27 protein-coding genes are annotated in these 25754 nt (G+C 69.1%); 12 read left to right on the top strand and 15 right to left on the bottom strand.

Going from position 1 to position 25754, the window contains the following annotated elements; genetic code table 11:
* Positions 1 to 49 precede the first annotated feature (49 nt).
* Positions 50 to 1006, top strand: coding sequence for a LysR family transcriptional regulator (locus WA670_RS35425; protein ID WP_037811150.1), 957 nt, complete (start codon positions 50 to 52; stop codon positions 1004 to 1006).
* Here WA670_RS35425 and WA670_RS35420 read toward each other — a convergent pair.
* From WA670_RS35420 to WA670_RS35410, 3 genes are all read right to left on the bottom strand, one after another.
* Entirely contained in the window at positions 1003 to 1890 is an 888-nt protein-coding gene (locus tag WA670_RS35420; protein ID WP_336160591.1) for a carbohydrate-binding protein, read from the bottom strand. The genes WA670_RS35425 and WA670_RS35420 overlap by 4 nt on opposite strands.
* A 189-nt stretch (positions 1891 to 2079) precedes the next feature.
* The gene (locus WA670_RS35415) at positions 2080 to 2619 is read right to left on the bottom strand and encodes a helix-turn-helix domain-containing protein (protein WP_336160740.1); all 540 of its coding nucleotides are present in this window, start codon (positions 2617 to 2619) and stop codon (positions 2080 to 2082) included.
* Between the two features lie 197 nt (positions 2620 to 2816).
* Positions 2817 to 3650, bottom strand: a complete 834-nt coding sequence (locus WA670_RS35410) for a LysR family transcriptional regulator (RefSeq protein WP_037811154.1) — start codon at positions 3648 to 3650, stop codon at positions 2817 to 2819.
* 70 nt (positions 3651 to 3720) lie between these two features.
* Between WA670_RS35410 and WA670_RS35405 the strand changes: the two genes are divergently transcribed.
* The gene (locus WA670_RS35405; protein WP_043832494.1) at positions 3721 to 4038 is read left to right on the top strand and encodes a hypothetical protein; all 318 of its coding nucleotides are present in this window, start codon (positions 3721 to 3723) and stop codon (positions 4036 to 4038) included.
* Positions 4035 to 4766 carry an SDR family NAD(P)-dependent oxidoreductase gene (locus WA670_RS35400; RefSeq protein ID WP_275290764.1) on the top strand — a complete coding sequence of 244 codons (732 nt, stop codon included), beginning with the start codon at positions 4035 to 4037 and terminating at the stop codon, positions 4764 to 4766. The genes WA670_RS35405 and WA670_RS35400 overlap by 4 nt, the downstream gene beginning before the upstream one ends.
* Here WA670_RS35400 and WA670_RS35395 read toward each other — a convergent pair.
* Genes WA670_RS35395 through WA670_RS35385 form a run of 3 tightly spaced genes read right to left on the bottom strand, consistent with a single transcriptional unit; the run spans position 4763 to position 7454 of the window.
* The gene (locus WA670_RS35395) at positions 4763 to 5533 is read right to left on the bottom strand and encodes an alpha/beta fold hydrolase (protein ID WP_336160589.1); all 771 of its coding nucleotides are present in this window, start codon (positions 5531 to 5533) and stop codon (positions 4763 to 4765) included. The two genes, WA670_RS35400 and WA670_RS35395, sit on opposite strands and share 4 nt — an antisense overlap.
* 10 nt (positions 5534 to 5543) lie before the next feature.
* Positions 5544 to 6614, bottom strand: a complete 1071-nt coding sequence (locus tag WA670_RS35390; protein ID WP_336160587.1) for an NADH:flavin oxidoreductase/NADH oxidase — start codon at positions 6612 to 6614, stop codon at positions 5544 to 5546.
* A gap of 45 nt (positions 6615 to 6659) precedes the next feature.
* Complete coding sequence (locus WA670_RS35385; protein ID WP_336160585.1) at positions 6660 to 7454, bottom strand: IclR family transcriptional regulator; 795 nt, start codon at positions 7452 to 7454, stop codon at positions 6660 to 6662.
* Positions 7455 to 7510: 56 nt separating this feature from the next.
* Here WA670_RS35385 and WA670_RS35380 point away from each other — a divergent pair, with 56 nt between their 5' ends.
* Entirely contained in the window at positions 7511 to 8425 is a 915-nt protein-coding gene (locus WA670_RS35380) for a polysaccharide deacetylase family protein (protein ID WP_336160583.1), read from the top strand.
* On the opposite strand, the gene WA670_RS35375 is transcribed toward WA670_RS35380, so the two are convergent.
* Complete coding sequence (locus tag WA670_RS35375; protein ID WP_275290769.1) at positions 8378 to 9553, bottom strand: MFS transporter; 1176 nt, start codon at positions 9551 to 9553, stop codon at positions 8378 to 8380. The two genes, WA670_RS35380 and WA670_RS35375, sit on opposite strands and share 48 nt — an antisense overlap.
* 132 nt (positions 9554 to 9685) lie before the next feature.
* On the opposite strand from WA670_RS35375, the gene WA670_RS35370 reads away from it, so the two are divergent.
* Positions 9686 to 11017 (top strand): sensor histidine kinase, encoded by a 1332-nt coding sequence (locus WA670_RS35370; protein WP_051728832.1) that lies wholly within the window; start codon positions 9686 to 9688, stop codon positions 11015 to 11017.
* An 11-nt stretch (positions 11018 to 11028) separates the two neighbouring features.
* On the top strand, positions 11029 to 11676 hold the full coding sequence (locus WA670_RS35365; protein ID WP_037811162.1) for a response regulator: 648 nt from the start codon (positions 11029 to 11031) through the stop codon (positions 11674 to 11676).
* A gap of 37 nt (positions 11677 to 11713) precedes the next feature.
* On the opposite strand, the gene WA670_RS35360 is transcribed toward WA670_RS35365, so the two are convergent.
* Positions 11714 to 13402: a 2-isopropylmalate synthase gene (locus WA670_RS35360; protein WP_336160579.1), complete on the bottom strand. Its 1689-nt coding sequence runs from the start codon at positions 13400 to 13402 to the stop codon at positions 11714 to 11716.
* Between the two features lie 203 nt (positions 13403 to 13605).
* Between WA670_RS35360 and WA670_RS35355 the strand changes: the two genes are divergently transcribed.
* Positions 13606 to 14535 carry a LysR family transcriptional regulator gene (locus tag WA670_RS35355; protein WP_134729226.1) on the top strand — a complete coding sequence of 310 codons (930 nt, stop codon included), beginning with the start codon at positions 13606 to 13608 and terminating at the stop codon, positions 14533 to 14535.
* On the opposite strand, the gene WA670_RS35350 is transcribed toward WA670_RS35355, so the two are convergent.
* The 6 genes from WA670_RS35350 to WA670_RS35325 form a co-directional block, all read right to left on the bottom strand.
* Entirely contained in the window at positions 14536 to 15240 is a 705-nt protein-coding gene (locus WA670_RS35350; protein WP_134729224.1) for a GNAT family N-acetyltransferase, read from the bottom strand.
* 13 nt (positions 15241 to 15253) lie between these two features.
* The gene (locus WA670_RS35345) at positions 15254 to 15985 is read right to left on the bottom strand and encodes a DUF2786 domain-containing protein (protein ID WP_037811165.1); all 732 of its coding nucleotides are present in this window, start codon (positions 15983 to 15985) and stop codon (positions 15254 to 15256) included.
* Between the two features lie 230 nt (positions 15986 to 16215).
* Positions 16216 to 16866, bottom strand: coding sequence for a response regulator transcription factor (locus WA670_RS35340; protein ID WP_336160578.1), 651 nt, complete (start codon positions 16864 to 16866; stop codon positions 16216 to 16218).
* Positions 16863 to 18005, bottom strand: coding sequence for a sensor histidine kinase (locus WA670_RS35335; RefSeq protein WP_037811168.1), 1143 nt, complete (start codon positions 18003 to 18005; stop codon positions 16863 to 16865). Before WA670_RS35335 ends, WA670_RS35340 begins: the two co-directional genes overlap by 4 nt.
* Positions 18006 to 18219: 214 nt before the next feature.
* Positions 18220 to 18789 carry a TetR/AcrR family transcriptional regulator gene (locus WA670_RS35330; RefSeq protein ID WP_009083495.1) on the bottom strand — a complete coding sequence of 190 codons (570 nt, stop codon included), beginning with the start codon at positions 18787 to 18789 and terminating at the stop codon, positions 18220 to 18222.
* Positions 18786 to 19571 (bottom strand): SGNH/GDSL hydrolase family protein, encoded by a 786-nt coding sequence (locus WA670_RS35325; RefSeq protein ID WP_037811169.1) that lies wholly within the window; start codon positions 19569 to 19571, stop codon positions 18786 to 18788. The genes WA670_RS35330 and WA670_RS35325 overlap by 4 nt, the downstream gene beginning before the upstream one ends.
* Positions 19572 to 19729: 158 nt before the next feature.
* Here WA670_RS35325 and WA670_RS35320 point away from each other — a divergent pair, with 158 nt between their 5' ends.
* The 3 genes from WA670_RS35320 (at position 19730) to WA670_RS35310 (ending at position 22266) form a co-directional block, all read left to right on the top strand.
* Complete coding sequence (locus tag WA670_RS35320) at positions 19730 to 20374, top strand: lytic polysaccharide monooxygenase auxiliary activity family 9 protein (RefSeq protein WP_037811170.1); 645 nt, start codon at positions 19730 to 19732, stop codon at positions 20372 to 20374.
* Positions 20375 to 20460: 86 nt separating this feature from the next.
* Positions 20461 to 21330 (top strand): YwqG family protein, encoded by an 870-nt coding sequence (locus WA670_RS35315; protein WP_037811171.1) that lies wholly within the window; start codon positions 20461 to 20463, stop codon positions 21328 to 21330.
* Positions 21331 to 21354: 24 nt separating this feature from the next.
* Positions 21355 to 22266: an NAD-dependent epimerase/dehydratase family protein gene (locus WA670_RS35310; protein WP_336160575.1), complete on the top strand. Its 912-nt coding sequence runs from the start codon at positions 21355 to 21357 to the stop codon at positions 22264 to 22266.
* A 3-nt stretch (positions 22267 to 22269) separates the two neighbouring features.
* Here WA670_RS35310 and WA670_RS35305 read toward each other — a convergent pair whose 3' ends face one another.
* A complete protein-coding gene (locus WA670_RS35305; RefSeq protein WP_238604193.1) occupies positions 22270 to 23748 on the bottom strand; it encodes a helix-turn-helix domain-containing protein in 1479 nt (492 codons plus the stop codon).
* A 100-nt stretch (positions 23749 to 23848) separates the two neighbouring features.
* Here WA670_RS35305 and adh point away from each other — a divergent pair, with 100 nt between their 5' ends.
* Positions 23849 to 25372, top strand: a complete 1524-nt coding sequence (gene adh, locus WA670_RS35300; RefSeq protein ID WP_037811172.1) for an aldehyde dehydrogenase — start codon at positions 23849 to 23851, stop codon at positions 25370 to 25372.
* Positions 25372 to 25743, top strand: coding sequence for a DUF779 domain-containing protein (locus WA670_RS35295; RefSeq protein ID WP_037811174.1), 372 nt, complete (start codon positions 25372 to 25374; stop codon positions 25741 to 25743). Before adh ends, WA670_RS35295 begins: the two co-directional genes overlap by 1 nt.
* Positions 25744 to 25754 lie beyond the last annotated feature (11 nt).

The following is a 25754-nucleotide window of genomic DNA, read 5'->3' as shown; positions in this document are numbered from 1 at the left end:
TCTTCGGCGTTACAGTGGCCAGGCGAGAGGGGTTGCGGCCGGAGGAGTCATGGAGCTGGAACTGCGCCACCTGCGCGCGCTCGTGGCCATCGCCGACGCGCACAGTCTCGTTCGCGCGGCCAAGGCGTTGCACGTTTCTCAACCGGCTTTGTCCGGGTTGCTGCGGCGCGTCGAACGGTCGGTCGGCGGGAGTTTGTTCGCGCGCTCGCCGACGGGATGCGTGCCGACCGCGCTCGGGGAGGACGTCGTCGCGGACGCGCGGGCGGTGCTGGCGGGGATGTCGGCGCTGACCGAGCGGGCTGGAGCGCGGCGGGAAGCGGCGGGGGCGGTTCGCCTCGGCGGGTACAGCGGGTTTCTGCATCTCGCGTTGGCGAGGTGGTTGCGAGATCAGCCGTGGTGTCCCGCGGTCCGGGTGCACGAGGAGCAGGACGAGGACCGGACGTTGGCGGCGCTCGCGGACGGGGACCTTGATCTCGCACTGGTTTACCTTGCGCCGCTTCCGGATCGGATCGTTCCGGACGGCGTCGAGAGTCTCGTCGTGCAGGCGCGGGAGCCGGTTTTCGTGATTCTGGCCGAAGAGCATCCGCTGGCCACTCGTGCGGAGATACCGCTGGCGGAACTCGCCGGGTATCCCTGGGCGGACGACCCGCCGTGGACGACCCGGTGGTCGGCGTACTTGCAGGAGGTCTGCCGACAACACGGGGTCGTGCTCGATCAGCCGCATCGGCCGCAGTGTCTGGCTACTTTGCTGGATTTGGTGCGCGAGGGCATGGCGGCCGCGCCGGCGTTGGCGACTCGGGAGGACCGGCAGGACGGGATCGTCGTGCGGGCGATCGAGGACGCGCCGCTGTGGCAGGAGCTGCGGTTGTGTTACCGGGCAGGCACGGCGGTCGCGGACCGGGCCGGCGAGATATCTCAGAAGGTGGCCCGTGATTACGCCAACCGGCAGGGGTGCAGTGCCGCGTTCGACCGCTGGTGGCACGCACTCCTGCCGGCCGGGGCCTAGACGGTGACGCGCCAGTTGCTGTTCGGCGTCGGCACCTCGAAGTTCAGCGACGAGCAGCTGTAGTCGCTCGGGTTCGGGTTGGCGGTCGGCTGCAACGGCGAGTTCGACTCCGTCGCCGGGGTCCACTGGCCGCCGATGCGCAACTGCAGCTGGCTGGATTCGAAGACCTTGCCCTTGGCGTCCGAGCAGTAGTAAGCCTGGCCGGTCGACGGGTCGACGGTCGAGTACAGCTCGAAGATGTCCCAGCCCTCGTTGAGGGTGCTCTGGTCGCTGCCGCTTTGCGAGAACAGGTCGTCCCACTTGCCGGTCTTCACGTTGTAGAGCGACGCGGTCCAGCTGTTGGCGCTCGCGTCGGTCTGGACTTCCTGGACGGTGAACGCCGGGTGTCCGTCCACTGTGGACGTGTAATTGGAGAGGAACGAGCTGTCCAGCGGGACGACCTTGGCCGGGCCGACCGTTCCGCACCAGTCCCAAGCCCAGACCTGACCGCCTTGGTCGAGTCCGTACGCGGTGACTACCTCGATGCAGGAATGGCCGGTGGGCTTGACCGTCGGGGCGTAGACGACGTCCGCGCTGTTCGAGAGTCGCAGGTCCGGGACGACACTGTGCGTGACGAGAATTCCGTCCGCGCCGCTGGACAATTGCGGTTCGGGGCCCCAGAAGGTGTGCTGCTGCGCGTCGATCCGCGGTTTGACGGAGCGGCCGGCTTTTTCGCGGCGCAGCTTGAGGAATTTGTCCGCGGCGGTCCCAGCGGCGGCTTTCGCGGCGGCACCGGTCAGCCCGGGCACCACCCCGCTGCCCGGAGCCGCCGAAACCGGCGGGCTGCCGGCGACGACGGCCGCGGCCGCCAGGGCGGAAGTGAGCAGGGCAAAGAGTTTCCGCATCGATGCATCTCCTCGTCGTGAGCGAAGGAAACGCGCGGAGGGAAAAGGGTGTCCGTCCGCGGGACACGGATGTTAAGTCGGGATTTTTGGTGCTAGGCACCGACTTTCGACGGTGTGTTCCGATAAACGCAGCTCAGTGCGGGCATAGGTTTTCCCCTGCGCCCGGGGTTATACCGCCAAGTGGAGCAATCAGCGGGTCTTGGCGCGGACGCGGATGCGCTCGCCCTGCTTGCCGAACATGCTGAGGATTTCGACCGGGCCCTCGCCGGTGCTGCCGAACCAATGTGGGATCCGGGTGTCGAATTCGGCGACCTCGCCTGCTTTGAGGACGACGTCGTGGTCGCCGAGCACGAGCCTGCCCTTGCCGCTGAGGACGCAGAACCACTCGTGGCCGGGATGCGTGCGCGGATCGGGTTCGCGCTGGGCGGCGTCGAAGATCATCTTGAGCGACTGGAACTGCCCGGGCTGCTGGGTGAGCGGCACGACGGTCCGGTCGCTGCGCGTGACCGGCTGCAGCGGGGCGGTGCCGACCAGTTCGTCCAGCGGGACCCGGTGCGCGCGGGCGATGGGCAGCAGCAGTTCGAGGGTGGCCTTGCGCTGGCCGGATTCGAGACGGGAGAGGGTGCTGATCGAGATGCCGGTCGCGTTCGACAGTTCGTCCAGGGTGCGGTTGCGTTGCCGCCGGAAGTGGCGGAGCCGGGGTCCGACCGCTGCGATGATGTCCTCCACGCCAGCCAGCATGACACTCCTGGCCGCGGGATTGAACGCAATTAGACCAACGGCTACCCGCGATCGACCGCGGACGGATGTTTCGCCGGTTCGGCCGCCCTAGCGTGGTGCGGGTGACCGGGCAGGCAGCCGTCCCCGCACCCGCGGTCGTGGGGGCTGCGGTGTTCAGGGCGGCGCGCCTGGTCTTCAACCGCGGGTCAACGGACCGAATCCAGCGCCGCGTTCACGAACGAAGCCACCTGCGGCCGCCGGTCCTGCTCGTTCCACGCGAGCACCAGCTGACTGGGCGGAGCGTCCGCGATCGGCACGCAGACCACGCCCGGCGGGACCTGGTCGACCAGCGACCGCGGCAGTACGCCGACCATCCGTTCCAGCGAGATGAGGTGCAGCAACTGGACCACGTCAGCCACCTCCGGGCCGGTTCCCTCGACGCCGGGCACGCCCTTCCACGACGGCAGCGTTTCTCCGTCCAAATCGGACAGCCGGACCGACGGCTGCTGAGCCAGCCGGTGTGTGCTGGGGACGATGGCGACGCGATCCTCGGCGTGGAGGGTTTCGTGGGCAAGCCCGGTCAGGTCGTCGAACGGGACGAACAGGAGGCCGACGTCCGCGCGGCCGCTGAGGAGGAAGTCGGCGCGGTCGGCGGGGCCGCTGAAGAGGATGTCGACCTGGTGGGCGTCGGGATGGTGGGAGTATTCGGCGAGGATTCCGGACAGCAGTCCGGCGTCGCCGCCCGGTTTGAGCACCAGGCGCAGGTGGCTTTCGCCGGCGCGGCGGGCGTTGCGGGCGGCGGCGCTGACCGCGTTGAGCGCGTGCCGTCCGTGTTCCTGGAGCGCCTCGCCGGCCGCGGTCAGTTCGACGTGGCGGCTCGAGCGGGCGAACAACTGCACGCCGAGCCGGGTTTCGATGCGTTGGATCGCCTTCGAGAGCGCCGGCTGGGCGATCGACAGCCGTACTGCGGCCCGGCCGAAGTGCAGCTCGCTGGCGACTGCCAGGAAGTACTCGAGTTCGCGCGTCTCCAGTTCAGCCATGCCTCCAGGTTATCGCCAAATAGCGAATCGGTCTTGGACGTCCGGGCGGAACCGGGGCAAAACTTGAAGCATGATCACGCACACGATGATTGTTTCGTTCGACCAGCCGCTACCCGACGGCGAGCTGGATCAGTACCTCAGCGATATCAAACAGGCCATGCTGGCGACCGGGTTCGCCGAGTCGGTCGAAACTCGCCGCCACCTGCCGATCCCCGGGGAAGACGCCATCCCGGCGCTGATCGCGACGGCGATCGTCCAGGTCACCCTCGCCGACCTCGACACGCTGGCCAAGAGCTTCACCGCACCTGAGCTGCACGAGGTGATCGAGAAGTGGCAGGCGCGGCATTCGTATCGCGTGGCCTGGGCGAACCACGAGTCGCTGTCGTGAGCCGGCGACGCGGGCTCGTCACCGGGGCGGGCAGCGGGATCGGCCGCGCGGCGGCGATCGAGTTCGCGCGCACCGGGGCAGCGGTGGCCGTCCTGGACATCGACGCGGCGGCCGCGGCGGAAACCGTCGAGTTGATCAAGAAGGACGGCGGGGAAGCGCTGGCCGTCCAGGTCGACATCGGCGACGAGTCTTCAGTACAGGCCGCGGTAAAGCAGACGGTCGAGGCGTACGGCGGGCTCGACTTCGCGGTGAACAACGCCGGGTTGTCGTCGCACAAGCGCGTCGACCAGCTGACGCTCGCCGAGTTCGAGCGCGTCGTGCAGGTGAATCTGTCCGGGACCTTCCTCTGCATGAAGTACGAGCTGCCGCACCTGAAGGGCGGCGCGATCGTGAACGTCGCGTCCAACGGCGGGTTGTACGCGATCCCGAACGCGCCGGCTTACGTCGCGTCGAAGCACGGGATTGTGGGCCTGACCAAGGTTGCGGCGGTCGACTACGCGGCGGACGGCATCCGCGTCAACGCGGTGTGCCCGGGGCCGACGCGGACGCCGGGGTTCGACAAGTGGGCTGGCGACCCCGGCATGATCGCCCGGCAGGAAGCGATCACTCCGCTCGGCAGGCTGGCGACTCCGGAAGAAGCCGCCGCGGCCGTGGTCTGGCTTTGTTCGGACGCCGCGTCGTACATCACCGGGACGACGTTGTCCGTCGATGGCGGGCGACGGGCCTAGAGTTCGTCGGCCAGGATCTTGGCGGTTTCCGCCGGGGATTCGACGGGGAAGTGGTGGCTGCCGAGGTCGACCAGTTCGATCCGGATCCGGTCGCCGTAGCGGTCGATCGCCTCCTTGGCGATGATCGAGCGCACGGCGAACAGCACGACCGGCTGGGCGATCTCGCGCAGCGCCGCGTCCATGTCCCAGCGTGCGAGGCCTTCGAGCGCGTGCAGACCGGCGGGCTGACGCACGGAGCCCATCTTCTTGATATATGAGTCCACTAAGGACGGATCGGTGCCTTCTGGCGAACCGGCTTCGACCATCCCGCGCATCGCACCGGTGAAGTCCTCGCGGAACGGCTGCAGCAACGCCTGGACGTCCTCCTCGCTCTGCGCGGGGAACAAGCCCAAGTAGTGCAACGCATCGAGCGCGATCACCCGGGTGACCGTGTCCGGAAGCAGCCGGGCGGTCTCGACCGCGACCGCTCCGCCAAGCGAATGCCCGGCTACGACAGTGGATTCGACCGACTCGGCGGCCAGAACGGCGGCTACGTCGCCCGCAAATTCCTCGATGGTCCACGTGTCGCGAGACGACCGTGAGTCGCCGTGTTCCGCGAGATCGACGGCCAGCACGCGGACCTCGGGCGGGAGGTGCTTGACGATCGTGTCGAAATCCCCGCGGTCGCAGCCCCAGCCGTGGATGAGCGTCAGCGCGGGCCCGTCGGTGGAACCGGTTGCGGTGTAATGGATTCTCGTGCCGTCCGAACGGGTGGTTTCGTGATTCACGGGTAATCCCTCAGAAAGCGCGGTGGTAGCGGACGGGCCAGGCGTCTTTGGACTGGTTGCGCAGGGCGAGGTACGGGTCGCGCAGCAGCGAACGGCCCATCAGCACGGCATCGGCCTTGCCCTCGCGGATGATCTGGCCCGCGGCAGCCAAGTCGGTGATCTGGCCGACCGGCGCGACCGCCAGCCCGGACGCTTCCTTGAGCGCGGCGGCGAACTCGACGTTCACGCCTTCCCGGTTCGGCGGCCGGGCGCCTCGATCGCGCACGAGCACGCCGGAGGTCACGTCGAGCAGGTCGATCCCGATCGCCGCCAGTTCCTTGGCGAACGCCGCGGCGTCGTCGAGCGCGATGCTGTCCTCGACCCAGTCGGTGGCGGTGATGCGGACGAACACCGGTTTGTCCTGCGGGAACGCCTCCCGCACGGCGCGGGCCACGCGCAGCGGGAAGCGCATCCGGTTCCGCGGGCTCCCGCCGTACTCGTCGGTGCGCTGATTGGACAGCGGCGACAGGAACTGGTGCAGCAGATAGCCGTGCGAGGCGTGGATTTCGACAGCCTGGTAACCGGCCAGCTCGGCCATCCGGGTCGCGTGCGCGAAATCCTCGACGGCCTGGTCCAGGTCGGCCGCAGTGGCCGGGCGGGGCATCGCCAGGTCGCCGAACGGGATCGCCGACGGCGCGATCAGCTCCCAGCCGCCGTCGGCGACCGGCACCGGTCCGTTCTGCCCGTCGCCGACCCACGGGACCTGGTGCGATCCCTTGCGGCCGACGGCGTTCAGCTGCACCGCGGGCACCGCGCCGTGGCCGGCGACGAACGAGGTCAGCTTCCGGTGCGCGAGCGCCTGTTCCTCGTTCCAAAGCCCGAGGTCGGCCGCGGTGCACCGGTTGTCTGGGCTGATCGCGGTGGCCTCGACCATGACCAGCCCGACGCCGCCGATCGCGCGGGGGCCGTAGTGCGCCAGATGCCATTCGGTCGGCAGCCCGTCCGGGCCCGCCGCGTACTGCGCCATCGGGGACATCCAGACGCGGTTGCGGAAGATGACGTCGCGCAAGCGCAACGGGGTCGTCTCCGGAAACTCACTCATGCCACAACACGGTACGCGTCATTCCGCAATGCGGCACGGATCGTGTCAGCTTTCGGCGAGCAGGCGGCTGACCTCGGCTGCTGCCGCCACGACCAGCGGCGCGAAGGTCTTCTCCTGGGCGCGGGTGTAGCGCATGTCGGGAATCGCGAGGGTGATCGTCGCCACTGGCCGTCCGGCCGGGTCCGTGATGGCCGCGCCGATCGACGACACCTGCGGGCGGTACCACGACGAGGACCCGTTGAGCGCGTACCCACGCTTCGCGGTCAAGGCGATGTCGCGGCGGAGGGCGACGAAATCCGGTGCCGGGTTCTGGGCGAACTCGGGAAGTTCGTGGGTGAACAGCTCCTCGACCTCGGATTCGTCGAGCCGCGCCATGATCGCCGTGCCACCGGAGGTGGCCAGCAGCGGGACGCGCGTGCCGACATCCAGCACGACCCGCACGACCTGGTCAGTGTGCTGAGTGGCGATGACGACGAGATTGTCGCCGTCGCGTTCGGCCAGCATGACGGTCTCGTTCGTCTCCGCGGCGAGCCGTTTGACGACCGGGTCGGCCAGCTCCTTGAGGTCCGGCTTCCCGCAGTCGCGCAGACCGAGCGCCAGCACGCGCGGCGCGACACCCCAGCGCGAGCGTTCGGCGTCCACGACTTTCAGCCATCCTGCCTGCTGAAGCGTGATCAGCCCGCGCTGCACGGTGCTCTTCGGGATCTCCGTGCACCGTGCAAGCTCCGAGACGCCGATGGGCTGTCGCTGGGCGACTTCCTCGAAGACTCGCAGCGTGCTGAGGACGCTGTTCATCGTCCGGACCCCGCTGGCCGGCTTCTCGGGCTCTTCGTCGTGCATGTGCCTCATCGTGGCACAGCGATACGATGAAGCCTCGCGGCGCAGGGGGAGGAAGCATGACCGAACCGTGGCAGTGGAGCGAGCAAACCTGGCGGGGCCACGTCGAGCGCGTGCGTGCCGGGCGGCCGCTGCGGCCGGACTCCTGGCCGGGCGGGGCGCGGGTGGCCGTGGCGTTGTCGTTCGACTCCGACCACGAGACGATCTCGTTGCGCGACGGCCACGTGCTGCCGGGCAAGCTCTCACAAGGCGAGTACGGCTCGCGGGTCGGCGTGCCGCGGGTGTTGAAGCTGCTTGAGCGGTTCGGGGTGCCGTCGACGTTCTTCATGCCCGCGGTGTCGGCGTTGCTGCACGACGGCGAGGTTCAGTCCTATGTGGATGCTGGGCACGAAGTCGCGTTGCACGGCTGGATCCACGAAAGCAACGCCCAACTGCCGCCCACCGCTGAACGTGACCTCACCTTCCGGGCCGCCGACACGCTGGAGCGGCTCACCGGCACGCGTCCGGTCGGCATCCGCACGCCGTCCTGGGACTTCTCCGAAAGTTCCCTCGCGATCATCCGCGAACTGGGCCTCGCCTACGACTCCTCGTTGATGGCGGACAACGGCTGCTACGAGATCCTCGCCGACGGCGAACCGACTGGCATCGTCGAGCTTCCGGTGGAATGGATCCGCGACGACGCGCCGTACTTCACGATGAACCGCTTCGGCTCGCAGCGTCCGTACACCCCGCCGCGGGAAGTGCTGCCGATCTGGCGTGACGAGTTCGACCTAGCCTTGGCCGAGGGCGGCCTTTTCCAACTCACCATGCACCCGCACATCATCGGACATCGTTCCCGCATCACGATTCTCACCGAGCTGCTGGAGCACATCGCTTCGCACGACGGGGTTTGGTTCGCGACGCACGCGCAGGTCGTCGACTACGTGTCATCGCCGATGGATGACAGCCACGACAATCCCGACGGCCGCGGCTAACGCTCCAGCCAGGACGAACGTCGTCCCCATCCCGACGGCGTCGATCACCGGCTGCGCGATCAGCGGCGACGAGAATTGGCCGAGGAACAACGCGGAGGTCAGCAACCCCAGCGCCCTGGTTCGCACCCCAGGGGAGGCGGTGGAGACCAGCCAGCCGTTCACGGTCGGGTTCTGCAGCCCAATGCCAAGTCCGACCACGACCATGCCCAGCGCGGCTGTCCACAATGCACTCGCGGTACCGAGGACGACCAGCCCGACGGCGAACGCGGCGAACATCGCGATGGCCAGCGCGGGGAAGGACCAACGGGCCCGCAGCCGGCGGAAGTTCAGGCCCACCAAGGTCATCACCAGATTGACCGCGGCGATCAAGGCTCCCGCGACTGCCGGTCCGGCGCCGCCGACTTCGGCCAGCCAGAACGGTGCCTGTGTCGGAACGGTGTAGAAGACCACGACGCCGATGAAGATCAACGCGTACAACCCGAGCAACCTTGGCTGCCACGGCGACGCGGCCGTGGTGGTGTCCGCCGGATCGGTCGGCTGGACGGGCGCGTCCGGCACGAATCGCAGCACGAGCACCAGCATCGGAATCGCGAGCAGGTAGATGGCGAACGGACCGCGCCAGTCAAGCGCGGCCAGCAAGCCGCCGAGCAGCAGCGCCACGACGCCGCCGAAACCCATTGCCGCGCCTTGCAATCCGAGCACGCGGCCGTGTTCCTCGGGGTCATGGTGGTCGGCGATCAGCGCGGTGGACGTGGTCATGATCCCGGCGATGCCGATCCCGAGCACGGCCCGTCCGACGAGCAGCGCGGGGAGCGAGTCCAGCAGCAGGCCGGACCCGCCGCCGACGGTGTAGAGGGCGAGGCAGGCGAGCAGCAGCGGCACGCGTCCGGTCCGGCCGCTCAGCTTGGCGAGCAACGGCGCGGAGACCATGATCGCCAGCCCCGGCAACGTCAGCACCAGCCGGACGAGAAGCTCCGCGTGCGGTTCCGCGGCGAAGTGCTGTTGCATGCCCGGCAACGCGGGCGTGATCGTGGCACTGGCCATGATGGTCATGGTGCTGACGCCGAGGAGCGTCGCCAGCAGAGATCTCGGTGGGCGCCGCACTCCGGCGTCAGTCGTTTCGGTCACGACGCCGAAGGTAGAACTTCAACTTAACTTGAAGTCAAGGCCAGGACCGCGTGCCGGGTATGCCTAGCCCTACCTCCGAGACTACGGGCAAGCTGATCGAAACCGGGCAGCACGCTGGCTAATCTGGATCTCGTGGCTACCGTCTCGACAACCGCGAAACCGCGCACTGTGCTGGATGCTTTGTCGCATCGGACATTCCTGATTTCCTCCTGGCCGTGGCGGGCGCTGCTGTACGGGCTCAGCACCGGCCCGATGACGCTGCTGTTCGGCCTTCCGTTCGGGTTCTGCCTGCTGCCGCTCGCGGTGCTGGTCAGCCGGGTCGTGCAAGGACAGACCTCCGATCTGGGGCTGGTCGCGGCGTTCTCGGTGTTCGGCATGCTGTTGTTCCTGAGCGCAGGCCCGGCGTGGGCGGCGGTGGTCGCCGGGGTCGAACGGCAGCGGTTGCGCATGGTCGACCTCAACCCGGTGACCGTCCCGTTTGGACCGATCAGTGAACCGGGCTGGTGGCCCCGAATGCGGACGCGTTACACCGAACCGGCGGCGTGGCGTGAACTCGGGTACGCGGTGCTGTTGTGCACCGCGATTCCCGCGCTGTACTCGGTGGCCGGCATGGTCGCGTTGTTCGCGGCGGTTCTGGTGGCGAGTCCGCTTCTCGTCAACGAGCACGACACGATTTCCGTTGGCTTCACTGAGGTTTCGACTCCGGGTGGGGCGGTGCCGTACGCGCTGGCCGGGGTGGTGTTGCTCGTTCTGTCCGGCTATCTGCTGTCCGGGTTCGCTGGCCTGCACGCGATGCTGGCGCGTTCGCTGCTCACCGACGGGGCCGCCGAGAAGCTCCGCGGCGAGCTGACCGAGGTGTCGCAATCCCGGACCCGGCTGCTGTCGGCGTTCGACGCGGAACGCAAGCGCATCGAACGCGATCTGCACGACGGCGCGCAGCAACGGCTGGTCGGGCTGAGTCTGCAGCTCGGGCTCGCGAAGGTCGATCTGCCGCCGGATTCCGCGGCGGCGAAGGCGGTGTCGGACGCGCATGACCAGGCCAAGAAGCTGATGGTCGAGCTGCGCGAGCTGATCAACGGCATCCATCCGCGTGCGCTCGCTGAACTCGGCTTGCCCGCCGCGTTGGAGGAGCTCGCCGACGGATGCGCGGTGCCGGTCACCGTGGACGTGGCGGTGCCGGTGCGGTTGCCGGAGTCGGTGGAGTCCACGGCGTACTTCGTGGTGGCCGAGTCGCTGACCAATGTCGCCAAGCACTCCGCGGCCAGTTGCGCCTCGGTGACCGCCGGAATTGTCGGTCGGGTGCTTACCATTGAGGTATGGGACAACGGAGCGGGCGGTGCTGAGCCGTCGCGCGGCACGGGGATCACCGGCTTGAGCGACCGGGTCGCCGTGCTGGGCGGCCGGATGTGGGTGCGCAGTCCGGTCGGCGGGCCGACCGTCGTGCGAGTGGAGCTGCCGTGCTGAGGGGAGAGCCGATGCGGGTCGTCCTCGCCGAAGACGAGGTGCTGCTGCGCGAGGGATTGTGCGGGTTGCTGGAGCGGTTCGGTTTCGAGGTCGTCGCCGCGGTCGGTGATGCCGAGGGGTTGCACGCCGCGGTGCGCGAGCACGGACCGGATCTGGTGCTCACCGACATCCGGATGCCGCCCGGCCATTCCGACGAGGGCCTGCGCGCCGCGGTCGAGCTGCGGCGCACGCGGCCGGAGCTGGCTGTGGTGGTGCTGAGCCAATACGTCGAACACCACCACGCGGCCGAGCTGCTCGACTCCGCCGAGGGGCGCGGGGTCGGCTACCTGCTGAAGGACCGGGTGGTCGACGTCGAGGAATTCGTCGCGACGCTGCGCCAGGTCGTCGACGGCGGAACGGCGGTGGATCCGCAGGTGGTGCGCCAGTTGCTGCGCCGCCGGGCCGACCCGCTCGCCCGGCTGTCGGCGCGGGAACGGGAAGTCCTGTCGCTGATCGCCGAGGGGCACTCGAACGCGTCGATCGCCCGGCGGCTGGTGGTGTCCGACGCCGCGGTGGGCAAGCACGTCGGAAGCATCCTGTCGAAACTCGACCTCCCGCCGACGGACGACGGGAACCGTCGAGTGCTGGCGGTGCTGGCCTTTCTTCGCGGGGGCGGCTGAAGCGGTGCGAGCGCAGGTCGCGCTCGCACCGCTGGGCTTAGGCCGCGTTCACCACCGCGGTGAGGCTGGCCGCGAGCACCGAACGGTCGCGTCCGGCTGTCCATTGTGTACCGCTGTCAGTGCGATATTCCAGCAGTGTCAACGCTTCGCTGTCGTTGCCGGAGCCGATGCTCGTCTGGTGCAAGGCCACGATGTCCACCTTCCGCCCGTGCTCGCCGAGCGCCGCGGTGAGCGCTTCGACCGGACCGGTTCCGTTGTGCGTGCTGGTGTGCTCGATCCCGTCGACGCGCAGGGTGATGCTGGTGTGCTCGTCGGCTGAGTTTTCGAAGCGGGACAACGTGATCGCCGGGTTCGGCTGCAGGTAGGCGGCTTCGAAGAGCTGCCACAGTTCGGTCGCGGTCACCTCGTGTCCGGAGCCGTCGGTGTGGCCTTGGACGCGGCGCGCGAAGTCGATCTGCAGCCGCCGCGGCAGCGTGATGCCGTACTCGTTTTCCAGCAGATAGGCGATTCCGCCCTTGCCGGACTGCGAGTTCACCCGGATCACGGCGGCGTAGTCGCGGCCGAGGTCGGCCGGGTCGATCGGCAGGTACGGGACGCGCCAGTCCAGTTCGCGGGCGGGCACGCCGGTTTCCGCGGCGCGTGCGTGATGTTCGGCGAAGCCCTTCTTGATCGCGTCCTGATGGGTGCCGCTGAACGCGGTGTGCACGAGGTCGCCGACGTACGGATGCCGCGCGTGAACCTCGATCCGGTTGCAGTACTCGACGGTGCGGCGGATCTCGTCGATGTCCGAGAAGTCGATCATCGGGTCGACGCCCTGTGCGTGCAGGTTCAGCGCGAGCGTCGTCAAGTCGACGTTCCCGGTGCGCTCGCCATTGCCGAAAATGCAGCCCTCGACGCGCTCGGCCCCAGCCAGCACGGCGAGTTCGGCGCAGGCGACGCCGGTGCCGCGGTCGTTGTGCGGGTGCACGGACAGGATTACCGAATCGCGGCGCGCGAGGTTGCGGTGCATGTATTCGATCTGGTCGGCGTACACATTGGGCGTCGCGATCTCGACGGTCGCCGGCAGGTTCAGAATTACCGGACGATCCGGGCTCGCCTGCCAGGTTTCGGTGACCGCGTCGCAGACTTCCAGGACGTAATCGGGTTCGGTGAGGTTGAAGACCTCGGGGGAGAACTCGAAGCGGATGTTCGGCCGGTCGCCGGTCGCGCGCAGAACGTCGCGGGCACCGTCGAGGATCAGTTCTTTCAGCGACGCTCGATCGTGGCCGAGGACCACTGTGCGCCAGGTCGGCGCGGTGGCGGTGTACAGGTGGATCACGACGTCGTTGCGGATGCCGCGGACGGACTCGACGGTGCGCTCGATCAGGTCGCGTCGCGCCGGGGTGAACACGACGATGGTGACGTCTTCCGGGGCCAGATCGGTGTCCGCGAGCAGCCGGACGAAGTCGTAGTCGGTCTGCGAGGCGGACGGGTAGCCGACCTCGATTTCCTTGTACCCCATGCTGATCATCAGCTCGAAGAACCGGCGTTTGCGCGCCGGGTCCATCGGTTCGGCCAGCGCCTGGTTGCCGTCGCGCAGGTCGACCGGCACCCAGAGCGGGGCTTGGGTGATCCGGTTGCCGGGCCAGGCGCGGCCGGCGTTGGGGACGTCGACGCGCTGGTAGACGTCGCGGTAGCGGTACGACGGCATGCGAGAGGGTCGCTGCCGGTTCCAAACGGTGTTCATCTGCGGTCCTTCAAGTGGTCGGGAGCCGACCGGCGCGCGTGCTTGCCCCACGGCGGGGGGCCGGTCCGGTCAGGCCCCGCCGTGGCGGCGAAGGAGAAGGAAGCGCGTGAACATCGAGGCGGAGCGTAGCACAACTCCTCAGACAAGTAGCGGGGTCGGGGCAACTCGCCGCGGCGGGCGGCGCGAGCGCTTAGGATTGGTCCGTGGAGCTGGAATTCGTGCGGACCTTCGTCGCCGTCGTGGACGGAGGGCAGTTCCAGGAAGCGGCCGCGGAGCTGGGGATCACGCAGCAAGCAGTGTCCAAACGCGTCGGCGCGCTGGAACGCGAACTAGGGGTGCAGTTGTTCACCCGCACCGCGCGCGGGGCTCGGTTGAGCAGCGATGGCGAGGCGTTCCTGCCGCACGCCCGGGTGCTGCTCGACGCCGAGAAAAGCGCGCTCGCCGCGGTGCGCCCGGAGCAGCGGCCGTTGCGAGTGGACGTGCTGAACCGGCGGACCAAGTCGGCGCAGCTGGCACTGAGCTTCCACCGGGCGTTCCCGGAGGTGGAGCTGGAGATCGTGACCACCGGCGCCGAGTTGAGCTTCGACGCCGCCGTCGCCGCGGTCGCGGCCGGTTCGGTCGACGCGGCGTTCCGCGGGGTCCCGAAGCACGACCTGCCGGGCGGCGTGACGAGCGGGGTGGTGGACTACGACGCGCACGAGCTGCTCGTCGGCCCGCGCCATCCGTTCGCCGACCTGCCGTCAGTGCCGATCGCGAAACTCGCCGGCCATCGGATCTGGATGCCGGGGCTGTCGGCGAGCATGGAATGGGGCGCGTACTACGCGGAGCTGGCCGAGGCGTTCGACCTGACCATCGATGTGTCCGGCCCGGTCTTCGGCAACGAAACGATGCTGGACGAACTGGCGACCTCGCCGGACCTGGCGACGTTCGTGGGAGCTGGTTCGCGCTACTTCTGGCCGGACGAGTACGACCTCCGCCGCGTGCTGGTGGTCGACCCGACGCCGGTGTACCCGATGTCGCTGCTGTGGCGGCGCGAGCCCGCGCATCCGGACGTGCGGAAACTGCGCGATCACCTGGTGACCGGGCAGGAACCCGGGGACGGGGTTTGGCTGCCTGGCTGGGAGCAGGCGTAGTCAGAGCGGGTGCTCGTACCAGACGTTCGGCTCGACGTACACGCCCAGATCCTGTTCCGTCGACGCCAGCACCGGGGCGATTCCGCCGGGCACGACGGTGTGTCCGTCTTCGAGCCGGATGCCGGTCCACTGCTCCCACTGCGCGAGCGTGCCGGTGACGGTCATCGCGAACGGCGCGATCTTCCGGAACTTCGCGCCCAGCCGCTCGTGACTGCGCAGCCAGGGATCGGTGCCTCGGCCGAGATAGTCCACAATGGACTCCAAGGGCGGTTTTCCGGTGGGCCGCACCGGCACGACCAGCCGGGAAAGCCCAGCCCGGCGCGCCCGGTTCTGCAACTCCACGAGCGCTTGGGCGGCAATCCCTTGCCCGCGCGCGGATTCCGCGACGTACACCTCCAGCGCGACCAGCGTGGTGGGTGCCCGTCCGTCGAGGTGGTCTTCGGCGGCCCAGACGAGAGCACCGTCCCAGCCGTGGTCGGGCAGTTCAGTTCGCTCCGGGGTGGGGAAGGCGACGGGAATCGCCGCCGCTCGCGCTACCGGTACGTCGTCGTCGAGGAGGACCAGGAAGAACTCCGGGGCGATCCGCCTCGAGCTCGCCAGCCCGGCGGTGAGGCCCTGGCCGAGGAACTCCCCGCCGACGAATCCCAGCTGGAGCGCGGGAACGCGCAGCTCCGGCCGGGCGGCGAGGTCTTCGATGCGGAGCACGACGCCCTCCAGGTCAGCGCACCGGAAGCGCTGACCGCCGCCTTCCCAGCGCCGCCGGGTCGAGATTCGCCCGGGTCCCGGCCCGGTGCCCCTCCCGGTATCCGGACCCCGACAACCGTCGCGGGGCCGCCGAGCGCAGGTCGCCGTACTCGCGGTCGAAGGCCTGCTGCACCAGCGCCGTCCGATCCCGCACCACCAGTTCCGCCGACTTCCCGCCGGCGACATCAGAGTACGTCCGCGCGGCGTTTTCTTCCGCCGCGGTCAGCCGTTCGTGCACCGCGCGCGCGAAGCCGTGCAGCCACGTCCGCCGGTACGCCGCCAGCGATTCGCGGAACACCCGTTCCTCCGGCCGCACCCGGGTGAGCTGTGTGCTCGCCTGCAGCAACAGGCTGGTGAACAGCAGCTCGACCCGAGCGAGGTCGGTGCGGAAGCCGAACACGGTGACCTCTTCGACCCCTTGGCCGACCCGGTGCAGCAAGGTCCGGCAGCGCAACGGGTACGCGATGCTGGTGAGCAGGCTGGCTTTGTCACGGCTGTACGGATTGGAGATCGGCAGCTTCAGCACCGTGATGTCGTCGCCGCTTTGCCCGGACGCGGCCAGCATCGCGTTGTCGATCCCGTGCCGCGCGATCAGCTGCGCCGCTTTGGTGTTGTACAGCTCGGCTTCGGCGGGCGTGACGGCCGGGTCCTCGGCCTTGGCCAGCAGCTTCCGCACGCGCTCCAGCAACGTGTCGTGGTCGGGCATGACCCCCCTCTCCAGCAGGCGCGGCCCGTGCGGACCGGCATGGGGTGCACGGTAGGCGTGGGGTACGACAATATTCGATCAGATGTTCGGGAGTGACACTGGGCGCCCGGTTCGTCGCAGCCGTGGTCGGCTCGGGTCCGAACGGCCTGGTCGCGGCTGTCAGCCGAGGATTACTGTCCACATTGGAGGGACGAAAGCCGGGGAGAACGCGTGCTGCGCCGCGAATTCGGCTACCGTCCTGGCCGGACCAAACCGGTTTCGTAAGCGACGACGACCGCCTGCGCCCGGCTGGAGATGCCGAGTTTGGGCATCAGCCGGTTGCGGTGCGTCTTCACCGTCGCCTCGCTGACCAGCAGCCGGGCCGCGATCTCCGCGTTCGGCATCCCCGTGCCGACCAGCCGGAGCACCTCGCGCTCGCGTTCGGTCAGCCCGCTCAGTTCCGGCGCGGGCTCCGCGGGCGGCGCGCTCGTGTAAGCCTCGACCAGCCGCCGCGTGATCGTCGGGCCGAACAGCATGTCCCCGCGCGCCACCGCCTGGATGCCGGAGATCAGCGTCTCCGGCGGGCTGTCCTTGAGCAGGAATCCGGCCGCGCCGGCCCGCAGCGCGCGGTACACGTATTCGTCGAGGTCGAAGACGGTCAGGATCAGTACGCGCGGGTGGTCCGGCCCGGCGAGGATGCGGGCGGTGGCCGACACGCCGTCGAGACCGGGCAGCCGGATGTCCATCAGGATCACCTCGGGCCGCAGTCGCGCCGCCTCGTGCACGGCCTCGATCCCGTCGCGCGCCTCGCCGACGACCTCGACGCCCGGCGCGGCGTTGAGCAGCGCGACGAGCCCGGCGCGGACGAGATCCTGGTCGTCCACCACGAGCACACTGGTCACTTCGGTTCTCCGCCGGTCCGGTCCGAGTACGGGAGGGTCAGCACCACCTCGAACCCCGCCGGTTCGCGAGGCCCGATTTCGATCTCGCCACCGTACATACGCGCCCGTTCCCGCATGCCGACGAGGCCGTGACCGGCGGGATTGCCGTCGGAGCGCGGTCCGCCGCCGGAGTCGGCGACGCTCAGCCGCAGTGCGTCGGACAGGTACTCGACGTCCAGCGTCGCGAAGGATTCCGGAGCGTGCTTCAAGACGTTCGTCAGCGCTTCTTGCGCGACCCGGTACGCGCACAGCTGCTGCCCCGACGGCAACGTCCGCGGCGTTCCGGCGACGCGCAGCCGCACGGTCAGCCCGGCCTCGCGGACCCGGCTGACCAGCGAGGGAAGCTCTTCGAGACCCGGCTGTGGACGGTATTCGCCCGGCTCGTGGTGCGGCGGCCGCAGCACGCTGAGCAGGCGGCGGAGTTCGTCCAGCGCCTCGGTGGTCGTGCCGGTGATCGTGTCGAGCGCGCCGCGTGCGGTGTCCGGCGCGGACTCGAAGACGTACCGCGCGAGGTTGGCCTGCACGGAGATCACCGACAGATGGTGCGAGACAACGTCGTGCAGCTCGCGGGCGATGCGCAGCCGCTCCTCGACGACCGCCAGTTCGGCGCGGTCGGCCCGTTCCGCGGTCGCGTGCAGGGCGAGCCCGCGGAGGTAGACCGAGTGTCCAATAAGGACGGTCGCGGACGCTTGCAGCACCGCGATCACCGTGTCGCCGATCGGATTCGAACTGTCGCCGACGAGCATCGTGACCTCGAACCCGGCCACCGCGAACAGCGACGGCGGCCAGGCTTGCCGGACCGGATAGCGCGCCCACACGGTGTACGCGGCGATCAGCAGGTCAGGACGGCCGAGCGTCGCGCGGTACCCGGCCAGCGCGAACGCGCCGACCAGCAGGGTCACCGCGAGCAGCACGGTGATCGGGTAGCGCCGGCGGACCACCAGCGGCACCGCGCCCGCCGCGGCGAGCAGCAGCCCGAACAGCCCCGGCCGATCGCCGAGGGAGCCGTGGTGGACCGCCGCTCCGGCGAAAAGGAATAGTCCGACCGCAGCCGCCAGCAGCGAATCCGTGCACAGCGGCCGCGCCCGCAGGATCCGCATCACGCGCCCGAAACTACCTGCCTGACCGGCGGTTTCCCAATTCCGTACCGCGATCGCGGCAGGCCGCCTACCGCCAGGGTTTACCCGAGGCTGCGGCGAAGGGCGGATTCCGCGGACGCGATCGAGCGGTTACGGTCGTTTTTGAATGGTCATCCATTCCCGCTGTTCGGCGGAGAGCCAGGGGTGGGGAGGATTCCGGGCTCTCCGCTGAGCTTCACCCCAGATACGCGTCGAGCGTCACCGCCAACGCCGATTCCGGCGAAGGCGCGAAGCTGGCTCCGGCCAACCCGCCCCACAACCACAGTTGTGCGAGACCGTGCAGCGCTGCCCACAGCGACGCCGCGACCAGCCGAGGATCCGTACCCGGACGCAGTCGATCGTCGTCCGCTTCGGCGCGGTCGAGCCGCACTAGTTCGGCGAAGGTGTCGAAGACGGCGCTGCTGGCCGCGACCAGCCCTGGCTCCTCCGGGTCGATGAGGTCGCGACGGAACATCAGCTCGAACATGGCGGGGTTCGCCACCGCGAAGTCGACGTACGCGTGACAGGCGGCCGTGACGCGTTCGCGCGGGGTGCCGTCGGGCAACTGTGCGCCGCGATGGAGCAGCTGTGTGAAGCCAAGCGTCGCTACCGCGGACAGCAACTCCGCGCGTCCCGAGAAGTGGCGAAGCGGCGCACCGTGCGACACGCCTGCCGCCTTCGCGATACCGCGCAACGTCACGGCCTCGACGCCGGAGCCGACGAGGAGATCCGCTGCGGTGCGGATCAACCGCTGTCGCGCGCTCATACCTGAGCTTCGGAGAAGGCCACCGGCAGCAGCTCCGGACGCTTCGGCACGAAGCCGTCGCCAGGGGACCGGCCGGTGAGCCGGTTGCGCAGCCGCGTGATCCCGACCGGCAGCACCTCCTGCCACAGCCAGCGCAGGTCGGCGATCGCGCTGCCCTGGGCCGGAGCGCCAGGAAGCGGCCGCAGCCAGCTGCCGTCGTGCGTGACGCCGAGCCGGTCGAGCACGTGCCCGGCGACGCGCAGATGCCCGGCCTGCGACAGGTGCAGCCGGTCCGGCCCGAAGTAGCGCGAATCGTGCGCGGCCTGGTCCGGCCACAGGTCGACGAGCTTCGCGCCGTAGCTGACCGAAGCCTCGCGGATGGCGTCGTTGAGCGCGGTGACCCGCTGTCGCATCCGCCCGCCGAGCGGCATGCGATGCGCGATGTCGCTCAAGGTGAAGGTGACGACGGTGGGCGCGATCTGGGTGCACTGCCGGATCGCGGCGTCGACGCGCCGAGCGACCGTGCGAGCGTCCCAGCCGCGGCTCATCACGTCATTGCCGCCGCCGAACAACGCGATCAGATCCGGTTCGTGCCGCTCGGCCGCGGGCAACTGCTCCGCGGCGATCTGGTCCAGCCGCCGCCCGCGAACGGCGAGATTGGCGTAGCGAAACGCGGTTTCGTCGCGCGCGAGCCGCCCGGCGACGTAATCCGCCCAGCCGCGGTACCGGCTGTGATCCGGGTAGGGATCGTCCAGCCCCTCCGCGCAGCTGTCGCCGACGGCGACGAACGTGTGGAAACCCATTCCGCTCTCCGTAACCCCTGGTTCATCTTGTAGACACTGTCTATCAAAGTAGGTAGACGGTGTCTACCTCGGGGGCGCCCGACTTTCGGGTCTACAGCGCGCCGCTGCCGCGCCCTTACCGTGGGTTTGGTCTAGACCTCTCATGAGAGGAACCCGCGATGAAGTTTTCCCGCTCCGCCGTCAAAGTCGGGATACTGACCGCCGTGCTCGGGACGGTTTCGGTGTTCACCGCCGTTCCCGCACTCGCGCACGGTTCGATGGGCAACCCGATCAGCCGGATCATGCAGTGTTTCCAGGAGGGTCCGGAGAATCCGCAGTCCGCCGCGTGCAAGGCCGCCATCGCGGTCGGCGACAGCTGGCCGATCTACGACTGGGACGAGGTCAACATCGGCGACGCCAGCGGCCGCAGCCGCGAGATCATTCCGGACGGCAAGCTGTGCAGTGCCGGCCGGGACAAGTACAAGGGGCTCGACCTCGCCCGCGACGACTGGCCGGCGACCACGCTGCCGAGCAGCGGCCCGTACACCTTCCAGTACCAGCTGACCGCCGCGCACGAGGGCACCTTCGAGCTGTACGTCACCAAGCCGGGCTATGACCCGACGAAACCGCTCAAGTGGTCCGACCTCGAAGACACCCCGTTCTACAAGCAGGACAACCCGCCGATCGCGGGCAACGCCTACCAGCTCCAGGCGAACATCCCCGGCGGGCGCACCGGCCGGCACTTGATTTACTCGATCTGGCAACGCCATTGGCCCGATTCCGGCGAGGCCTTCTACTCCTGCTCGGACGTGATCTTCCGCTGATCGCGGGGCCCGGCAGGGGCAGCGAAGACCTCTGCCGGGCAAGCTGCTCGAGCGTTTTTGTCGGTGTGCCGCGCCATCATGACGGAGTGACGGCATGGAAAGATCGACTCAGCGCTCTCGCTCAGGATCGGCTGCCCGCTGAGGTGGCGGCGAAATGGATCGAGCTGTTTCAACCCGGAATCCGGCTGGTGTCCCGCGGCACCGGTCCACGGGTGGGGCAGCTCGGCGGAAACCCGGCGTTGCCGGAAGCGGTGGAATGGCCTGCCTGGGCGGACCATGGGCCGCTGACGTTCGTCGCCGCGGTGGACTGCGCGACGCTGCCGCGCGAGTTCGTGACCATCCCGCTGCCGGAGGCCGGAACGCTGTTGTTCTTCTGCTTCGACGGCCGCTACACCCCCGATCGCTACCAGCACGATCTGCCCCGCGATGCCGACGGGTACCGAGTGCTCTTCGTGCCCGCAGGCACTCCCGTCGCCGAACGGACGCCCCCGTCCGGCCTCGATCCGTACCCGCGCCGGGACGTTTTCGCGGAAATCGTGGCCACCGCGCCGGAACGAGAGCACTTCCTGCTGGACCACACCACGATCGCGAGCGGAGAGTCTCTGGCCGAAGCGGTCAAGACGGTCCTCGGTCCTGGGCGGTCAGGCACCGATGTGTTCGGGGAGATGACGTGGGAAGTCGCCCAGGGCACGCGGCGGCATCAGGTCGGCGGCCTTGCCGCACCAGTCCAGGGTGCCGTGGAGAACGAGATCGCGGCGGAAGTGCTCGAGGGCGGGTGGGAAGATCCGCGGCACAAGGAGGAAGCGGCCCGCTGGGTGCTGCTCGCCCAGTTCGACAGCGCCGAGGAAACCGACATGATGTGGGGCGACGTCGGAATGTTGTACTGGCTCATCCGGCCGGACGATTTGAAGGCAGGCCGGTTCGACGCTGCCCGCTGCTTGATGCAGTGCGGCTGACGACAAGCCCGAATGGAACGGACCATGAAGATCTTGGTGGTGGGCGGCAGCGGACTGCTGGGCCAGCATGTGCTCGACGAACTGCGGAACCGCGGGCACGAAACGACCGCCGTCGCGCGGACGGCGCGTGCAGGCATCGACCGGACGCTCGACGTCTCGAAGGCTTCGCACGCGGAGTTGCGCGAAGCGCTCGACGGACACGACGGTGTCGTCTTCGGCGGTGGCATGGACGACCGTGCGGTCGGCCGCGGACCGGTCGAGCCTCGGCTGCGCGCGGGCAACGTCGCGCCTGTCGCCGCGTTGTTGCGCGCGGCGCGCGAAGCAGGTTGTACGCGCGCGGCGGTGCTCGGGTCGTACTACACGTACTTCGACCGCGTACATCCTGAGTGGGGGTTGGCCGCGAAGCATCCGTACGTGCGCAGTCGGCTGGAGCAGGCTCGCGTCGCGCGCGAAACGGCTGGGCCGGGGTTGCCGGTGGCGGTGATCGAGGTGCCGTTCGTCTTCGGCGTTGCGGAGGACCGGGTGCCGCAGTGGTCGGTGCCGATCGTCAAGTGGGTCCGTTCCAACTCGCCGCTCTTCGCGCCTCCCGGCGGGACCGCGGCGACGAGTGCGCGCGGTGTTGGCGTCGCGACGGTGGACGCGCTGGAGCAAGCATCCGGCGCGGACGTCCCGGTAGCAGAGGAAAATCTCCAGTGGACGGACATGTTCGCCCGGCTGGCCGCAGCAGCGGGACGCCCGCGCCGGATCCGGTCGATGCCCTCCTGGCCGGTGCGCGGTGCGTTCAAGCTCGGCGGATTTCTCAACGGGCTGAGCGGAAAACAGCCGGGGCTGACGGTGCAGCACATGGACGGCTTGTTGCTGCGGGAGTTGTATTTGGAGCTGAATTACCCGGCTCCGGTGGACGAGGCGATCAGGGAGACTGCTGTGGCACGGTAAGAATCAACCCAGCCGGGCCCGATGCGTCCGCACCGCCGCCAACCGCGGATCCGACGGTTCGAGCACCGAGGCCAGCGCGTCCAGGATCGCCAGATCATCGACACCACAGGAGGTTTCCCAGAACGCCCACAACGTGTCCGCGTCCCGGCTGTTCAACGCGAGCTGCCGGACCTGCGCGCTGATCGACTCGCGTTCCTCCAGGATCGCGGGCGATTCCGACTCCGCGAGCAGCGGGCCCTGGAACGACCGGACCGCCGCCGCGGCGTCCCCGGCGCGCAGAGCTGCTTTGGCGCGCAGGAAATCCGCGTCCACCGTGGCCGCGAGGCGGTACGGGCGCGTCTGCAACACCCCGGTGCCGAGCTGGGTGCGCAACCGGTGGATCTCGGCGCGCACGGTCACCGGATTGCCGGTCTCGCCGTACAGCTGCAGCGCCAGCTTCTCCGCCGACAAACCGCGCGGCTGAAGCGCAAGCAGAGTCAGCAATTCGGCGTGCCGCAGGGTGAATGGGATGTCCCGACCGTCCACAGTGGTCGATCCAGGGCCATCGGTGAGGTACTCGAGCGACAACTTCCGCCGGGTCGCGGAGCCGGACGTGGCGATCCGCAGGAGGTAGCCGTCGTCGAGCGGGTCGACGGTGGCGATCCGGCCGTCCGGGAGCGTCACGGTGCCGCCGCCTTTCCGTACCTCCACAGTGGACGGAAGGGTGCACGCTTCGGCGGCCAGCACCCGTCCGCCCGCTGAAAGGAGCGCGCCGGGGCGTCCGCGCAACGACGCCAGGTGCGGCATGTTCGCCCGCCGCACCTTCTCGTCGCGGACCGCCAGCTGCGCTCGCAACCGCCCCTCGGCGAGCTGCGCGGTGGCCGTGACCAGCGACAACATCGCCGGATGCACCGTGCGCAGAGGTCCGCTGACGTCGATCGAACCGAGCAACGCGCCGGTGTCCGGATCGCGTACGGGGGCCGCCGCGCAGGTCCACGTGTGATAGCGGCGGACGAGGTGTTCGGCGGAGTAGATCTGCACCGGCTGCCCGGTCGCGAGCGTGGTGCCCATCGCGTTCGTGCCGATCGCCTCTTCGCTCCACCGCGTGCCCTCGGTGAGCGCGACCTGGTCCGCGCGCAGCAGCACGCCGGTCGCGCCCTCCCGCCACAGGATGAGCCCGTTCGCGTCGGTCACGATCATCATGTGCTCGGCGTCGTCGGCGATGCTCACCAGCATCTCGCGCAACAGCGGCAGCACCGGGGCCAGCGGATGCTCCGCGCGCAGGTCGGAGAGCTCGTCCGCCTCGCAGATCAGCGGGGCCTCGCCGGCGTCCGGGTCGACGCGCGCGGCCAGCGAGCGTTCCCACGACGCCGACACCACCGAGCGCGGCGAACGCGGCGAGGTGGACCCGGACAGCACCGCCTCGCGGACATGCCGGAGCAGCCGCGCGTACGACTCCGGATCGCGCAACAGGTCGGGTTCGGGCGCCTCTGCCACGTCCACGAGAGTAGAGACCCTGGTCACAAGGCTGCAACGTCGGCGCAACGTTGCCCGGCCTACGGTCGCCGCCGACCGTCACCGACCAGCAACGAGGCAGGGCAAGATGGCCGTATACGCCGCACCGAACACCGACGGCTCCGTCGTCGACTACGAGACCCGCTACGACCACTACATCGGCGGCGAATACGTCGCGCCGGCCGGCGGGCAGTACTTCGAGAACCCGACCCCGGTGACCGGGAAGACCTTCACCGAGATCGCCCGCGGGACGGCGGCCGACATCGACCGGGCGCTCGACGCGGCCGAGGGCGCCGCGCCCGCGTGGGGCCGCACCTCGCCCGAGGAGCGCGCGAACATCCTGCTCAAGATCGCCGACCGGATGGAGCAGAACCTCGAGAAGATCGCGGTCGCCGAGTCCTGGGAGAACGGCAAGCCGGTCCGCGAGACCCTCGCCGCGGACATCCCGCTCGCGATCGACCACTTCCGCTACTTCGCCGGCGCGCTGCGCGCCCAGGAGGGCGGCATCTCGCAGATCGACGACAACACCGTCGCCTACCACTTCCACGAGCCGCTCGGCGTCGTCGCGCAGATCATCCCGTGGAACTTCCCGCTGCTGATGGCGGTCTGGAAGCTCGCTCCGGCGCTGGCCGCGGGCAACGCGATCGTGCTGAAGCCCGCCGAGCAGACCCCGGCGTCGATTCACCTGTTGCTGTCGATCATCGGCGACCTGATCCCGCCGGGCGTGCTGAACATCGTCAACGGCTTCGGCGTCGAGGCGGGCAAACCGCTCGCGTCGAGCAACCGCGTGCGCAAGGTCGCGTTCACCGGCGAGACCACCACCGGGCGGCTGATCCTGCAGTACGCCAGCGAAAACATCATCCCGGTGACGGTCGAGCTGGGCGGCAAGAGCCCGAACATCTTCTTCGACGACGTCGCCGCGGCCAACGACGCGTTCTACGACAAGGCGCAGGAGGGCTTCGCGCTCTTCGCACTGAACCAGGGCGAGGTCTGCACCTGCCCGTCGCGCGCGCTGATCCAGTCCGGCATCTACGACCGGTTCCTCGGCGACGCGGTCGAGCGCGTGAAGAAGATCAAGCAGGGCAACCCGCTCGACACCGAGACGATGATCGGCGCGCAGGCCTCGAACGACCAGCTCGAGAAAATCCTGTCCTACATCGACATCGGCAAGCAGGAGGGCGCGAAGGTCCTGACCGGCGGCGCGCAGTCCGACCTCGGCGGCGACCTGTCCGGCGGCTACTACGTGCAGCCGACGGTGTTCGAGGGCGACAACAAGATGCGCATCTTCCAGGAGGAGATCTTCGGCCCGGTGGTGTCCGTGGCGAAGTTCGACGACTACGACGACGCGCTGAAGATCGCCAACGACACCCTGTACGGCCTCGGCGCCGGCGTCTGGTCCCGCGACGGCAACACCGCCTACCGCGCGGGCCGCGACATCCAGGCCGGCCGCGTGTGGGTGAACAACTACCACGCCTACCCGGCACACGCGGCCTTCGGCGGCTACAAGGCGTCCGGCATCGGCCGCGAGAACCACAAGATGATGCTGGACCACTACCAGCAGACGAAGAACATGCTGGTCTCCTACTCCGACCAGGCGCTGGGCTTCTTCTGATGCCGCAGCGGGTGGACCTGACCCCAGCCGCCGCCGACCTCCTGCGGCGGCTGGTGCCAGTCCACGGACCGGTGATGTTCCACCAGTCCGGCGGATGCTGCGACGGCAGCGCCCCGATGTGCTACCCGGCCGGCGAATTCCGGGTCGGAGCTCGCGACGTCCATCTGGGCGACCTGACGGTGGAGGGCATCGACGCGGTGCCGGTGTGGATGTCCGGTCCGCAGTTCGAGTACTGGCGGCATACGCACCTGACGATCGACGTGGTGCCGGGACGGGGGAGCGGGTTCTCTTTGGAGGCTCCGGAGGGGGTGCGGTTCCTGATCCGGTCCCGGTTGCTCAGCGACGAGGAGTCGGCTGAGCTGAACGGATAACTCTGGTCGGC

The organism is Amycolatopsis sp. VC5-11 (assembly GCF_037034185.1).
In the GTDB taxonomy this organism is placed as follows: Bacteria; Actinomycetota; Actinomycetes; order Mycobacteriales; family Pseudonocardiaceae; genus Amycolatopsis; species Amycolatopsis nivea.
The sequence above is the reverse complement of the archived record's forward strand: the minus strand, read 5'-3'. Positions and strand labels throughout refer to the sequence as shown.